Genomic DNA, 14,233 nt, shown 5'->3' with positions numbered 1-14,233 from the left:
GAAATTGGCAGTAAAAAAGAAAACTACAACAAAAAGAAAAGCTACAACAAAGAAGGCTGCACCAAAAAAGAAAGCTGCACCAAAAAAGAAAGCTGCACCAAAAAAGAAAGCTGCACCAAAAAAGAAAGCAACTAAATCAAAAGCTAAAAAAGCAGCATTTGGTGGATATGCAATTAGTTTTGCAGGGCGTTCTGAAACTGTAGAACAAGTATTTGGTAAAAAACCAATTGCACCAAGTGAAATGACTAAAAAGATTTGGGCATTTGTAAAATCAAAAAGCCTTTCTAATCGTTAAACCCAAATGTTAGCGAGATTTCGTTAACAAATTTCTATCTTTTAATTATTTTTTCTGAAATCAATAAGATATAGATATTAGATTTAATCTGAAACTTACATGTCTACTGCATCATTACGACGCGATCATGAACTAATAGAAAAGGTCATCAAAGCTATGGAATCTACCATTCAATTGTTAAATGATGGTAAACAAATCCCTGAATTCATACTATTACCTGTAATCGATTTTTCAAAAAATTTTACAGACGTTTGTCATCACAGTAAAGAAGAAAAATCATTATTTCCAGCTTTAGAAAAAGCTGGATTGCCTTCCAACATGGGGCCTATTGCTATGATGCTAATTGATCACCAACGTTCAAGAGAAATTGGTTCCGAAATGGAAGCATCAGCAAAAGAATATCTTTCATCAGGCGATTCGACAAAATTGGTTAGTGACATGCAACAATATGTTGAACATATTACTGAACATTTGTGGAAAGAGAATAACAAATTGTTCATGATGGCTGAAGCAAGATTACAATATGTTTCAGAAAAAGTCGATAAAGAACTATCTGAAATTGAAAAATCTAAACTTGATGAGCTTGGGAAAACTAGAGAACATTATGAAAAATTAGCCGAAAATCTTGCAAAAGATGTTTCTGAGCAGGGAAGTTAGATTTGTCACATAGCATATTTGGTCAAGTCACTTCAGTGAGAAAATTCGTTAACGGTGATATTGAAATCGATTTTTATCATGAAGATGATTTAACCACATATCGATATTCATCTGATCCCAATAGATTAAGTAATTTTCCTAAGGAACTGATAGAAACTCTAATTCCTACTCTGGCTACTGATATTTGCATTGAGATTTTCTTTGGGGATGATGGAAATCCAACACATATTCAACTAGAAGAATGTGGTGATGAGGACGATCTAGATGATGAAGAATTTGATGATTCAGAGGAATAATATCTCTTAATTCAAATAATTTATTCTACGTAGTGATGGTGTGTTAAATTATCATAAAATCTAACTGATTTCAAATTTACAAATTCTAGCATGCCATATCTTGATAATTCTCTTCCAAATCCACTGTGCTTAATTCCCCCAAATGGGATTCTTGGATCTGAAATTACCACATTGTTCACACTTACAATACCTGATTCTATTCGTCTTGACATTTTATCTGCTTTAGCAAGATCTTTTGTCCAAATACTTGCGCCTAGACCAAATTCACTCTCATTAGCTAGTTTGACTGCCTCACTTTCATTTTCTACAATTGTAATAGGAGCAACTGGCCCAAAAGTTTCTTCTTGTGCTATTCTCATGTTTGGTTTGACATTTCTAAGAATTGTTGGTTTGTAAAAGAATCCTTTCCCTTCTATTTCAGAACCTCCTAAAAGAATTTCTGCACCTTTTTCTTTCGCATCTTCAACTATTCCTGAAATTGTTTCTAATCCATCTTTACTTGAAAGTGGCCCAATGTCAGTTTCAATTGACATAGGATCTCCTACTTTGAGTTGAGATGCTTTTTTAATAAATAATTCAGTGAATTCTTCTGCAATATTTTTTCCAACAAAAAATCTTTTTGATGCAACACAACTTTGACCACAATTGATGAATCTGCCTTTTACCGCTCCCTCTGCTGCTTTTTCAATAATTGCATCATCTAATACTATGAAAGGATCACTTCCACCTAATTCTAATACACACTTTTTCAAATTCTTTGCAGCTCTTTCACCAACTTTTGCCCCTGCATTGGTACTACCAGTAAAAGTTACAGCATTGACATCTGAATCTATAAGATGATTTGCAGATTCGACACTTCCGACAACCGTTTGAAAAATTCCGTCAGGCATACCCGATTCAGAAAATGCTTTTTCAATTTCAATACCTGATTGCATTGTCACTCTAGATGGTTTCATGACAATCACATTTCCTGCCATCAAACAAGGAGCTGCAAATCTTAATGCTTGCCAATAAGGAAAATTCCATGGCATAATTGAACCTATTACTCCAAGTGGCTCAAAAGTTAGAAAACTTTTTCTTGCATCTGTGTTTAATACTTCGTCCGAAAGAAAACTATCTCCGTGATCTGCATAAAATTCTAAAGCCCATGCACATTTTTCAACCTCTCCTATTGATTCTTTGAGTGGTTTCCCCATTTCTGATGTAGCTACTGTTGCAAGTTCTGTTTTGTTCTTCTTTAGATGTTCTACTAAATTGTAAATGTAACTTCTTCGTTTCTCATAATCTTTTTTCCATTCTGGATATGCTCTTTTTGCTTTTCCTACTAAATCAAACACTTGACTTTTGTCCATTGCTGAAAATGTTGTAATTTTCTCTCCGGTGGATGGATTTACTGTGGATATCTGGCTCAAGGATTTTTCCGAGTTTTCCTCCTATTTATTTTAGTGACCTGTTTTTCTAATTTTTTATCTGATAAAATATCAAAACGTTTGTTGCATGTCTTTTTTGATCTCATCAATTTTCTTTTGATATGCTTTTTTAGATTTATCGTTCTTTTTTAGATTCAAAACATTTTGACATGATGGACATTTAAACATCCCATCAAGAGCACTTTCAAATGTTACTCTAGGACAATCTTCATTACCGCAATGATAGAAATCTGAGGCATTTTCATAATCTAATCTTTGTTGTAATCTTTCATCAATTTTCTTCTTTTGATTCTCAATAAAATGTTCAACCTCTTCTCTTCTAGTTCTCCATCTGTAGACAAACCATCCTTTTCGTTCGTCTTTAACTCTAATTCCTGTAATGAGAGATTTTCCAAATAAATCATACAATACTTTTCTTACCATGTTGATTCTAAGACCTGTAGAGCTAGCAATTTCTTCATCAGTAGCATCTTCAGCTTTTAGAAGAGATCTTGCTACTTTGAGGTATTCATCCCCCCCAATCATTGAAGCAATTCTAACAAAAGGATCTTCGTATTTGTCTACCAACTCTAATGACTCCTGATTTTCTACTATTAATCCCTTGTTTCTTTTACCTGCACGTTTTTGCCTTTTTTGGTGGGTATGATCTTTCTTTTTGCATTCGGAAACTCTTTTTCAAATTGTATACCGTTTTGGATACGATCTAAGAGAATTGCTAAAGCACTAATCTCTGAATGAGGTTGACTGCCAACTCCAACATTATAATCTGCCAATTCATAAATCTCTCTTGGAACTTTTTCAGCCCCTACAACAACTAACAAATCTTTTTCAGCTCGAATTTCTTCTTGAGCCTTATTGATACTTTCACCATACATTGAAAGATGAACAATTTTGAATCCTTCTTCTTTTTTCTTTTTTACAATATTTTTCCATTTTTCAATAAATTCAATCTTGAAATTACCTCCCCAGGTATTGTTAATTTTTTCAATGGTATCTTTTATTTCTGGATTGATTTCAGTCATGTAGATTTTCTCTGCACCAAATCCTCTGGAAACAAGTGCAACATGAGTTGTCACTCTGTCATCTCTTACTAATCGTTGTCCAATTCTAACTACTTCAATTACCAAATGTTTTCTCTGCTCCTTCCCATGCATTGTTTTTTGGTTTATGATAATTCTGACTTTGTACGATTTCTTTGATTAATTCTTTTAATTGTGGAATATTTTTTCCAGTTTTTGCAGAAACTGAAATCACTTTTTTATTTTCTTTTAAATTAAGAAATTCAATCTTTCGTTCAATTTCATCATTTTCTAATAAATCTGATTTGTTTAGAGCGTAAACTACCTTGTCTTGTTCTACTCCCAACTCGCTCAAAGTTCTCATACAGCTAGAAAACTTCTTTTTCAATTCAGAAATTGAATCATTAATGTCAATTACTAAAATGATTACATCTGTATGTATCAATTCTTCTAGTGTTGATTTGAATGCATCAATCATGTATGCTGGTAATTTACTGATAAAACCAACTGTATCTGCAATTAGAAATGCCTCTTGATCTATCATGACTCTTCGTGTAGTTGTAGTGAGAGTCGTGAACAGTTCTTTACTCTGACTTCTTGTTTCACCAGTAGTTTTGTTAAACAATGTTGTTTTTCCTGCAGATGTATATCCTGCAAGTGAAATTGTCTTGAATCCCATTCTTTTTCGCCCTTGTCTGTGAAGCTCTCGTTGTTTTCCAGCTTTTTCAAGCTTTGATCTAATTGTCTGCATTCTATGTTTAATGTCGTTATAGTACACATCAACTTCGAATTTTCCTATCCCCATAAATCCAGGCTGTTCTCCCATATTTGCAAGTCTGACTTTTTCTTTAGCTCTTGCCATTTCATATCTTAATTGTGCTAATTTCACTTGTAATTTTGATTCTGCACTTGAAGCTCTACTCTCAAAAATTTCAAGAATTAATGCTTCTCTATCTAATACTTCTCTGTGTAATACTGTGGCAAGATTATAGTTTTGACTTGGTTTTAAAATCTCATCAAATATGATTACATCTGGTCTTAATTTTTCAGATATTTCTTCTAATTGTTCCACTACTCCTCCGCTGATGCCATACTTTGGTTTCTGAAGATAATTTTGTCTGATAACATGCACTACTTCATACCCTGCTGCATCACACAATCCTTTTGCCTCGTTAATCGAGTCCTCCTGATCATAAGTGATTAAAATCGCAGAATTCATTCTAATTCATCTTTTTGATCGAATCTAAGATAATTGTATTGGACATGTTTTGGAAATTAACCTGATTTTTTTAGTGCTTTTTCTATATTCATATTCAAGACTATTTCTGCAATATCACTAGCATATTCAGAAATTCTTCGAATATTTTCAGTCATTCTTCTTACTCTGTAAATCTCCTCATCATCTTTTAATGATTTTGAAGCATCTCTTACTTTTTTCTCAAATTTTGCTATTTCCTTAGTTTTTGAAATTGTCTCTTCGGCTTGATTATAATCTTCTTTGAATAATGCAAGACATGCATCATCTAAAACAGATAAACAAAACTCATTCATTTCTTGTATTTTTTGCAAAATCTCCTTTTTTACAGGTTTTTTAAATTCGATAAGATCTTTTGCAATAAAAGCCGCATGATCTCCTGTTCTTTCTATATTTTTTACAACCAATCTGTATCCTAAACAATTTCTAGCATTTCTAAATCCCATCTCTTTTAACATGTGTTCATTTTGAATTGCAATTTTTAATTGTCTGATAATATAAAATCCAAATCTGTCGACTTCATCATCTGTGTTTATGACTTCTTGGGCCAATTCTAAATTATTTTCTTTTACAGCTAAAATTGCATCACTTGACATTGATTTTGCTAAATGAATCATTCGTTTGAAAGCACCATCAACTGATAATTCTAACAAATTAACAAGAACCTGCACTGTTATTCCGCCACTGGAATCAGCAATTATCTCAGAACCCATCAACATTCGTTTTACAGCTTCTTTTACTGTATTTCTCTGATGGGCACTTAATCTACCGTTTTTTGGTTTTACATTGATTGTCTTGAATCCTAAAAAGTATAATGAAATTAATTTTCTAACAATTGAAGATGCTTCTTCTTCTCCATCTATTTCAATAACTGCATCTTCTTTTTTCTGAGTTCTCGATTCAAATTTTGGTGGGTAAAGCTCTAATGTCGATGAACCTTTTCGGACCATTCTTATTTGATCTCCTTGTTTCAGACCTAATTCCATAATCCATTGCTTTGGTAATGAAACTATGTATGATGACTTGCCAGTAAACTGAATTTTTCTTGTTTCTCCCCCTTCTTCCATAATCTAAATGGAAAATTCCATTCTATATAGTTTAGGCTATATAATATAGACTAGCATTGAACTAATATTTAGAAAAAATTCTTCTAATACTAATGGACCATGTTCTGAAGTTACAGTATTCCCTTGATGCATTATTTGGAAATGGCACATCAAAGTCATTACCTAAAAATATTGAAATGACCTTTTCACGAAAAACAGGTAGAATCAGAACAGTATCTTACAAAGGAAAATTACTTTGTACTTTGAGAATTGATGGAAGTTTAGCTATCAGTACTTATTTTGCTCAGATGCTACTAAAAAATAAAAAATTCAAAGAAAACTGTGTCGAGATAAATGCTGATGCCGCACCTTATGTGGAACAAGGAAGATCCGTATTTTGCAAGCATGTAGTGTCATGTGGAAAAAACGTTCGTATCTCTGCAGATACTCCTGTCTTGTTCAAAAATCAAGTAATTGCTGTTGGAAGGGCCATATTGTCTTCTGATATGATTTCTGATTTTGATAGGGGAGTAGCCATAAAAGTCAGAGATAGTTTAAAAAGTCGTAATGAGGAAATAAGATCATGATGCGTGGAGGAAATCGCGAAATGCGAAGAATGATGGACAAGATGGGTCTAGACATGAATGAACTATCTAATGTCCAAGAGGTAATAATTAAAACTGATAAAAAAGAAATAATCATTTCAAAACCATCCGTAACTGAAATGAAGGCAAAAGACAATTCTATTTTTACTGTCACTGCAGATAGTTATGAAGAAAGAGAACTAGAGGTTCCAATTTTCTCTGAAGAGGACATTCAACTTGTTAGTCAGCAGGCTGGTGTTGATGAGGAAAAGGCAAAAAGTGCTTTAGAGGAGGCAGAAGGCGATCTTGCAAGAGCAATCTTACTCTTGACTACTGGATAATCCTCAAAATTTTCTTATTTTGTGCCTAAAAATGAATGATTTAAGTAATGGAATTACTAGATTTGTAGTATAATGAGCAGTATGGCTGAATCCAAGGTAACTGGAATTATCAAATCTCTAAATGCCTTGGAAGATGATTTAGATTCCTTAACCAGCAAAGTTGGGGATATGAAAAAACAACTTGCCATGAAAAGTCTATCTGAAATTGATAATTTGTTAGCAAAAACTAGAGAAATGGCAACTAAAGAGGCTGAAACTATCATTAACGCATCAAAAGAAAAGGCAACTGCTGAATCTGCAAAAATTGCTCAAGAAGGTGATGCAAAATTATCTCAAATTCAGTCAAATATCAATACTAATTTTGATGAAGCAGTCAAACATGTAGTGTCAACTGTTTTGAAAGCATAAACCTAAATTTCATACCTCATTTCAAAAATTATAGATCCCCTACTGAATTCTCGTATTGGACTTGCTACAACTTATGGTAAACCATACTATAGATTTTCAACTTCTCTAAAAACTCTCAATCTATCCTTTGATTCTATTCTTCCTGAAGAAATTCATAATTTTTCGGGACATTTTGTATTCACTACTAGGGAAGAATCTCCTGAAAACTGTAAAAAAATTTTATTTCACGAGGATGTCCTTGAACATCATCCTACTGTAATTAGAGGAATGATGATGCAAAAACTTAATCTTGATTTTGAAGAAGAGAATTTAATTTTAGGAATAGATCCTGGACAAAGGATGGGATTATCAATTTTTTATTATGGAGTAGAAATTGAAAGATCAGTTCATACTTCTATTGAAGAATTGGTTTTTCATCTTATAGGGATTTTAGGTGGTCTTAGAGCAAAAAGAAAAATTCTAAAAATTGGAGATGGTAATATGAAGATAGCAAAACAAATTGTTTCAATGTTGAATCTTAAATTCTGTTCATCATTTGAATTGGAATTTGTAGATGAGAGTAAAACTAGTTTGAAAATCAAAAATTTTAATCAAAGGGGAAAACGAGATATGCTTTCTGCAAAATATATTTCTCAAAGAGATGGGTATAGACATTCTATTCTTCCTCTTTCAATTACTGGGTAGAAAATGTAATTTTTTTAATTAAAAATACTCCAAAATTATAATGATTTTAAATTCTTTGATTTACTTTGAATCTATTATATGATGAAAGTATGAGAATATCATAAGTTTTATAATTATTTTGAAAAAAAATGAAATAATTTGTCAAACACGTATATTATTACATGTTAATTTTTCAAAAAACATGGTTTTAAAATCAGCTATACATATTTATTGAACTTTTCGAGTTTTATTTGAAAATAATATTTTTGATCGATACAAAACATGAAATATTTTCAAGTTTTATTACAATTTCTTATAAATTACATCGATCCATGCTTATATAGTTATGAATTCTATATCTTATTACCAAGATGACTTGTAAAGGAATTTGTGTTAGATATAAGGCTCAAAAGCCTGTTGGCACTGGAAGATATGCTTCTGGACAACGTCGATGCCAGATTTGTGAAATATTCATCAAATGGGAAGGACTATGGTGTCCATGTTGTGGATATAGATTAAGAACAAAGCCACGTAATTTGAAATACAAAGCAAAATTACGTGCTAGAGTTGAGGCTGATTCTATGGAAGCTGCAGCAGCTACTGAAATTGAATCAGAAGTTCAAGAAGTTACTGTGAAGGCAAAATCTAAAGCTAAAACTGCTAAAACTAAAGCAACTAAATCTAAAACCAAAGAAAAAACTCCATGTAAATATTGTGAGAAACTCTTTGTTTATCCAGATAAACATGAGAAGAATTGCAAGAAGAACACCGAAGTTATATCTTCTCAGAAAAGTGAATCAATAGCAATAAAAGCATAAGATTTGTTCATAGCTTGTTGACCTCTCCAAATGGATTTTTCCACAAAATGGTAAATTTGGAGAGTCGTAATTTTTCTTTACAAATTCAAAAATTTGAAAATGGTTATTTTATTTCAGTAACAGAAGGATCTAACAAATTAGGTTCAATGGTAATATCATTATCAACAGGACCAACTCCTATTACAACTACAATAATTCCATCAAGAACAGAAACTCTTTTTCTAAAACTTATTTCTGAACGTATTAGTACTAGAATGAAAGGAATTGCTTTAGTTTCTACTTTTATTCAAAAACCTTTAGAATCAAATACTGCAAAAGCCTTAATGTCTGAGATTATGGAGATGATTGAGAATGAGTGATTTAAGAAGTTACATTTCACAGATCAAAAAAATAAATGAATTAAAAACAGTAAAAAATACGGTTTCAACAAAATTTGAAATTGCTGGAGTTACAGCCAAGGTTGACGGTTCTCATGCTGTCTTGTTTGAAAAAATCAAAGAAAGTGATTTTAGATTAATTGCTAACTTAGTTGGTACTAGAAAACGATTTGGTATAGCAGTTGGTGGAACTGAATCTAATATTCATGAAAAAGTAATTTCAGCAATAAAAAAAGCAAAAAAACCTAAAATTATTCCTTCGGGAAAATTCATGGAAAATAAGCAAAAAAACCTCTTTTCCATGCCTATAGTGACTCATTTTGAAAAAGAATCTGGTCCATTCATTACATCATCTATTGCATATGCCAAAAACCCTGAAACTGGAAAACAAAATTCATCATTTCATAGGATGATGCCAATTGATAAAAACCATCTTTCTATAAGGATGGTTGAAGGTCGTCATTTACACAGATGTTTTATTGATGCAAAAGATCATGGTGAAGATCTTAAAATTGCTATTACAGTAGGAGTACATCCTGCAATTTCAATCGCTGGTGCGTACCAAGCTGATTGGGGTAAAGATGAAATTGACATTGCAAATTCTCTTTTGAATGGAAAATTAACTTTAACACAACTTCCTGTGTCAGGATTGAATGTACCTTCTGGTGCTGAAATTGTAATGGAAGGAAAAATTCTTCGTGATAAAACCCATCCTGAATGGATGGTTGAAATGCTTCAGACATATGACCATAAAAGAACCCAACCAATTTTCGAACTTGAAAATCTATATTTTAGAAATAATCCTATTTTCCATGATGTTCTTTCTGGATATTCAGAACATAGATTGTTAATGGGAATGCCAATTGAATCAAAACTTAATGGAGAATTGAAAAAATCTTTTTCTCAAACTAAACAAGTTTCAATGACTAATGGTGGATGTAATTGGTTGCATGCTGTAGTCCAAATTAAAAAGAAAAATGATTCTGACCCAAAAAAGATTATTAAAAAAACATTCGAATCTCATCGTTCACTGAAACAAGTTACTGTAGTTGATGAAGATATTGATCCTAATAGTGCAGAATCAGTAGAATATGCCATGGCTACAAGATTTCAGGCAGATAAAGATCTGGTAATCCTCAAAAATGTACGTGGTTCTAGTCTTGATCCTTCTAGTAATCAACAAAAATTACAAACTGCAAAAATGGGCATTGATGCAACTAGACCTCTTTCTAAACGTCCTGAAGGATTCGAATTAGCAAAAATCCCCAAAATTGAGAAAATTAAACTAGAAAAATATTTCAAATGAGCATAATTGACTGATTAAATTAAATTGGATAAATTTAGGAATAATTATTAGATAAAATGTCCTCAGAAAATCCCAATATTGCAGAAAAGAGTCCTTCCGAATCACATGCAGAAGTGATTGTCAGAATGTTTCCATCCGATGCTAATCCGGCAGGAAATGTATTTGGTGGTGAAATTTTAAAGCATATTGACATGGTAGCAGGAATTGTTGCTCAGCGACATGCTCAGTCAAATGCAGTTACTGTATCAATGGACAGTGTTAATTTTTTGAAACCTGTCTTTGTTGGAAATGTTCTCACATTAAATGCCAGAATAAATTATGTTCATAAATCATCAATGGAAATTGAAGTTAAAGCCGAAGCTGAAGATATCGTCACGGGAATTAGGACTGTTACTGGAACTGCATTTGTTACATTTGTAGCACTTGATAAAAATGGAAAACCAAGATCTGTTCCTAAATTATCTCTTAAAACAGATGATGATAGAACAAAATTTGAAGAAGGCAAAATCAGAATGGATAACAGATTAAAGAATCGACAAAAATAATGTGTGCTTTAATAGATCCATTTAAGAATAGTGACAACTATCTTTAGTTAATGTCCGAACAAGGAAAAAATAATGAATGGGATTCTTTGTGGGCCGAATACACCAAATCTCTTGAAAATTGGAAATCTCTTTTTGAGCAAATTCAAAAAGCAAGTAATGAAATGCAATCAAAATTCAATGATGTTTGGGATAAAGCAACTGTTGAATCTAGTACTGACACCATGAAATTATTTGGTGAGAATTGGCAGAAAGCTCTCAATGAGGCAGGAATGAATTCATTCAAAGAGTTTGGTGAGAATTGGCAGAAAGCTCTCAACGATAGTAATACAGCTTCTTTCAAACAATTTACAGAAAATTGGCAAAAAGCACTTAGTTCATCTGGATTAGAACAGATGAATGCTTATGGTGAAATGATGAAAAAGTTTGCTGAAACTTGGACTTCAATGTGGCCAAAATCCAAATAAATTAATAAATTGAGAGACAAATTTCTCTTTTTTACTTCATGATTGTTTTTGGAAAACTACATCTTTCACTTTCTAATAGAATTTTTTGATAGAAACGATGAAGAAACAAATCAACAAAACATAGAAAGAATAAAAATATGATCAATCCATAATTATTTTGTGTCTGTTACACAAAATGAATGCTTTATTGAATTATCTTGTTTTGATGATTTAGCAAGATATTCTTGTGCATCTCACGAATATCCTAAAAGAGTATATTCTCAAGAATTTGATGGATCTAGGATTCTTTCAAGTACTCTTGCATTAGCAAATACTTTGTTGATTTTTTATGTTCCGATGCCAAAAACTGGTAGATATGTTTCATATCATGTCATTGCAGGAAAGGAAATTTGTGACATTGTTGAATCAACAAAAACTACTTCAAATTATGCACCTATCATTCATATGAAATCTAAAATTTCTTCATTGCCAAAAAAATCAAAAAACATCTCTGATCAATTTCATCCAATCCAAGTAAAGGATTTGGGTAGCTTAGCACGGCTAACATATGATCCAGAATTCCCTGATGAACAAAAACTCACACTTTATACATTACCATACAAAAAGTCCTGGGTAATTGGCTACATTACATCTTTAGAAATGGATGAAGTGTATTATAATTTCAATTATGTAGAATTGGAATCTGAGCCAACAAAACATTTTCTTAAATATCAAGGATTTCAAGGACAAGATCCTGAATTCTCTAATGATTTTGTTCATGGCTTTTCATATTTACCAATCATCAAAATCAAAAATGAACATTCTATTTTTGGATTATCTGATTAATTTTTGAATTTTTCTATCTGATCAATTCCTGAATCTTCTTTCTTGATTCTTCAACTAATCTTTTCATGACTGGAATGTAAATCTCTGCAGAATATGCGACTTCGATATCTTGATAATTTTCAATACTTGTGAATGCTGACGCCACAACCTGTTTTTCTTCCACTTTAGGCTCATTTTGTTCATGTCTTTTATGATTAATTACTTCCAAAAAAATTGGTAACTGTCTTCTGATTTCTACATTCAATTCAGCTCGGGATCTTAATTTTTGATTATTCAAATTTATCTTGATTTCTTGATTAATATCATCTTTGTATCTATCTGATGCTCTGATCATTATCTTGATTTCAGGTAGTTTTTCAAATTTATTTCTGAAAGAACGTATTTTGTTAATAAAATCTGGATATGGATTTTTGTGTTCCTCAGTATATTTTTCTGAATACCATTCTAAAAATTTTATAGCGTTTTCATCATTTTTCATTTTTGCCTTTTCATAAATTTTCTCTTCAGAAATCTGCTCTACAAATAATCCAAAATCTCTGTCTACTTCCTCAAAAATTCCTCCAATTATATTATCTAATGATGTAATGTATTGATCAAAAAAATAACTTACATAATATGGCTCAGGATCATATTGTTTGATTTGTTTTAAAGCAATCTCGCATTTTATTATAGCTTCTTCAGCATTCATTGGGATTTATCATGATTGATTGTAGCATATTTTGATTGTGTTTTTAAGCTAGTAGCCAATTCTTTAAAAATCTCATTTACGCTAACATCCACCAAATTTATTGTAGCGTTTTCTTTCACAATCTGATTTTCAAATTTTTCTTTAATTGCAAATGATACTGAAGACCAATGAAGAGTTCCTTTCAATTGTTCATCTACCGTTGAATTGGTTGTAGGGAAATTTGCTGGAGAAAAAACAATTCCATTTGTCCATTGCATGGTGGGTATTCCTCCCCCTGACGATCGTGTACTAAATGCTATTTGTTTGACCCAGTCCTCAAATCTATATTCAATTACTTCATGAATTATCAGTTTTTTCCATGGTTCAATTGAAATTTCCATCAATTCTTATTGAAAATTCACAGTAATAATCCTATTTTTTGAGCCTGTAATGACTATAATCTTGAATATTTGTAATAAATTGATTTTTTGATTTGTATTATCAAAAAATCATCGCTTAATTACTAGAAATTAATCATTATTTTTTATGATAAAGAAATGGGCTGATTTTTTAATTTCTGAAGTTAGTTATGATTCTGAACATTTAATCTCAATTGCAACTAGACATCAGGATACCGATCAAGGTATTACAAAAGGTCAACCTGTAGATCGATTAACAATTGCCTCTGATATTAAGAATGGAAAATTCTATGTTACCATTTACAGTGGAAATAATTCTTGGAAAAAAGGCCATAAAATTCACACTTTCTCCATTGATGGAAGTCCTTATCTTCGTATTGATAAAAACAAGGCAACTTTAGACTATCTTGGCGATTTACCCGAGTCCTCATTTGTGAAATCTTTACAAATACAAGAATTAGAATCAAAACCCGAACCAGTAATAGAACCACCTTCTAGTCCTAGAGGTTCATTACCAAAAGAGTCCGCAGAAGAACTTCCTCAAGAGTTAGATCTTGCACCCGAACCAGTAATAGAACCAGAGGAAGAAGAAGCTACTCCTGAACAATTATCACAGGTAAATGATTTACAACAACAGATAGATGATTTAGAAAATATTCTATCACATCAAAATTTCCCTAGTTCTAATCATGAAGAAGCTACTCCTGAACAATTATCACAGGTAAATGATTTACAACAACAGATAGATGATTTAGAAAATATTCTATCACATCAAAATTTCCCTAGTTCTAATCATGAAGAAGCTACTCCTGAACAAT

The 14,233-nt window shown here is 31.8% G+C and carries 21 protein-coding genes; 14 read left to right on the top strand and 7 right to left on the bottom strand.

Going from position 1 to position 14,233, the window contains the following annotated elements; genetic code table 11:
- The first annotated feature begins 4 nt into the window (after positions 1 to 4).
- From ACW9XA_RS02655 to ACW9XA_RS02645, 3 genes are all read left to right on the top strand, one after another.
- The gene (locus ACW9XA_RS02655; RefSeq protein WP_457762878.1) at positions 5 to 295 is read left to right on the top strand and encodes a hypothetical protein; all 291 of its coding nucleotides are present in this window, start codon (positions 5 to 7) and stop codon (positions 293 to 295) included.
- Positions 296 to 394: 99 nt separating this feature from the next.
- Positions 395 to 952, top strand: coding sequence for a hemerythrin domain-containing protein (locus tag ACW9XA_RS02650; RefSeq protein ID WP_457762877.1), 558 nt, complete (start codon positions 395 to 397; stop codon positions 950 to 952).
- 2 nt (positions 953 to 954) lie between these two features.
- Positions 955 to 1,248, top strand: a complete 294-nt coding sequence (locus ACW9XA_RS02645; RefSeq protein WP_300326944.1) for a hypothetical protein — start codon at positions 955 to 957, stop codon at positions 1,246 to 1,248.
- Positions 1,249 to 1,268: 20 nt separating this feature from the next.
- Here ACW9XA_RS02645 and ACW9XA_RS02640 read toward each other — a convergent pair whose 3' ends face one another.
- From ACW9XA_RS02640 to ACW9XA_RS02620, 5 genes are all read right to left on the bottom strand, one after another.
- The gene (locus tag ACW9XA_RS02640; RefSeq protein WP_457762876.1) at positions 1,269 to 2,660 is read right to left on the bottom strand and encodes an NAD-dependent succinate-semialdehyde dehydrogenase; all 1,392 of its coding nucleotides are present in this window, start codon (positions 2,658 to 2,660) and stop codon (positions 1,269 to 1,271) included.
- A gap of 69 nt (positions 2,661 to 2,729) precedes the next feature.
- Positions 2,730 to 3,245, bottom strand: coding sequence for a transcription factor (locus ACW9XA_RS02635; RefSeq protein ID WP_300326946.1), 516 nt, complete (start codon positions 3,243 to 3,245; stop codon positions 2,730 to 2,732).
- 26 nt (positions 3,246 to 3,271) lie between these two features.
- Positions 3,272 to 3,805, bottom strand: coding sequence for a tRNA (cytidine(56)-2'-O)-methyltransferase (locus ACW9XA_RS02630; protein ID WP_457762875.1), 534 nt, complete (start codon positions 3,803 to 3,805; stop codon positions 3,272 to 3,274).
- Positions 3,795 to 4,916 (bottom strand): GTPase HflX, encoded by a 1,122-nt coding sequence (hflX, locus tag ACW9XA_RS02625; protein WP_457762874.1) that lies wholly within the window; start codon positions 4,914 to 4,916, stop codon positions 3,795 to 3,797. The genes ACW9XA_RS02630 and hflX overlap by 11 nt, the downstream gene beginning before the upstream one ends.
- A 56-nt stretch (positions 4,917 to 4,972) precedes the next feature.
- Positions 4,973 to 6,019: a PhoU domain-containing protein gene (locus ACW9XA_RS02620; protein ID WP_457762873.1), complete on the bottom strand. Its 1,047-nt coding sequence runs from the start codon at positions 6,017 to 6,019 to the stop codon at positions 4,973 to 4,975.
- 92 nt (positions 6,020 to 6,111) lie between these two features.
- On the opposite strand from ACW9XA_RS02620, the gene ACW9XA_RS02615 reads away from it, so the two are divergent.
- The 10 genes from ACW9XA_RS02615 (at position 6,112) to ACW9XA_RS02570 (ending at position 12,329) form a co-directional block, all read left to right on the top strand.
- The gene (locus tag ACW9XA_RS02615) at positions 6,112 to 6,585 is read left to right on the top strand and encodes a PUA domain-containing protein (protein ID WP_457762872.1); all 474 of its coding nucleotides are present in this window, start codon (positions 6,112 to 6,114) and stop codon (positions 6,583 to 6,585) included.
- Complete coding sequence (locus tag ACW9XA_RS02610) at positions 6,582 to 6,923, top strand: nascent polypeptide-associated complex protein (protein WP_016940006.1); 342 nt, start codon at positions 6,582 to 6,584, stop codon at positions 6,921 to 6,923. Before ACW9XA_RS02615 ends, ACW9XA_RS02610 begins: the two co-directional genes overlap by 4 nt.
- Before the next feature lie 81 nt (positions 6,924 to 7,004).
- Positions 7,005 to 7,331, top strand: coding sequence for a hypothetical protein (locus ACW9XA_RS02605; RefSeq protein WP_300326951.1), 327 nt, complete (start codon positions 7,005 to 7,007; stop codon positions 7,329 to 7,331).
- Positions 7,332 to 7,604: 273 nt separating this feature from the next.
- On the top strand, positions 7,605 to 8,015 hold the full coding sequence (locus ACW9XA_RS02600) for a hypothetical protein (protein WP_300326952.1): 411 nt from the start codon (positions 7,605 to 7,607) through the stop codon (positions 8,013 to 8,015).
- A 350-nt stretch (positions 8,016 to 8,365) separates the two neighbouring features.
- A complete protein-coding gene (locus tag ACW9XA_RS02595) occupies positions 8,366 to 8,812 on the top strand; it encodes a hypothetical protein (protein WP_457762871.1) in 447 nt (148 codons plus the stop codon).
- A 17-nt stretch (positions 8,813 to 8,829) separates the two neighbouring features.
- Positions 8,830 to 9,171 carry a proteasome assembly chaperone 4 gene (locus ACW9XA_RS02590; RefSeq protein ID WP_457762870.1) on the top strand — a complete coding sequence of 114 codons (342 nt, stop codon included), beginning with the start codon at positions 8,830 to 8,832 and terminating at the stop codon, positions 9,169 to 9,171.
- Positions 9,164 to 10,495 (top strand): UbiD family decarboxylase, encoded by a 1,332-nt coding sequence (locus ACW9XA_RS02585; protein ID WP_457762869.1) that lies wholly within the window; start codon positions 9,164 to 9,166, stop codon positions 10,493 to 10,495. The genes ACW9XA_RS02590 and ACW9XA_RS02585 overlap by 8 nt, the downstream gene beginning before the upstream one ends.
- A 56-nt stretch (positions 10,496 to 10,551) precedes the next feature.
- The gene (locus ACW9XA_RS02580) at positions 10,552 to 11,040 is read left to right on the top strand and encodes an acyl-CoA thioesterase (protein WP_457762868.1); all 489 of its coding nucleotides are present in this window, start codon (positions 10,552 to 10,554) and stop codon (positions 11,038 to 11,040) included.
- A gap of 50 nt (positions 11,041 to 11,090) precedes the next feature.
- Positions 11,091 to 11,504, top strand: coding sequence for a hypothetical protein (locus tag ACW9XA_RS02575; protein ID WP_300327045.1), 414 nt, complete (start codon positions 11,091 to 11,093; stop codon positions 11,502 to 11,504).
- 159 nt (positions 11,505 to 11,663) lie between these two features.
- A complete protein-coding gene (locus tag ACW9XA_RS02570) occupies positions 11,664 to 12,329 on the top strand; it encodes a hypothetical protein (RefSeq protein ID WP_457762867.1) in 666 nt (221 codons plus the stop codon).
- Positions 12,330 to 12,342: 13 nt separating this feature from the next.
- On the opposite strand, the gene ACW9XA_RS02565 is transcribed toward ACW9XA_RS02570, so the two are convergent.
- Positions 12,343 to 13,017 (bottom strand): hypothetical protein, encoded by a 675-nt coding sequence (locus ACW9XA_RS02565; RefSeq protein WP_457762866.1) that lies wholly within the window; start codon positions 13,015 to 13,017, stop codon positions 12,343 to 12,345.
- Positions 13,014 to 13,397, bottom strand: coding sequence for a hypothetical protein (locus tag ACW9XA_RS02560; protein WP_457762865.1), 384 nt, complete (start codon positions 13,395 to 13,397; stop codon positions 13,014 to 13,016). Before ACW9XA_RS02560 ends, ACW9XA_RS02565 begins: the two co-directional genes overlap by 4 nt.
- Positions 13,398 to 13,542: 145 nt before the next feature.
- Here ACW9XA_RS02560 and ACW9XA_RS02555 point away from each other — a divergent pair.
- On the top strand, positions 13,543 to 14,233 hold a 691-nt coding region (locus tag ACW9XA_RS02555), incomplete at its 3' end, for a hypothetical protein (protein ID WP_457762864.1).

The sequence above is a fragment of the Candidatus Nitrosopumilus sp. bin_6a genome, from assembly GCF_054095695.1.
The sequence above is the reverse complement of the archived record's forward strand: the minus strand, read 5'-3'. Positions and strand labels throughout refer to the sequence as shown.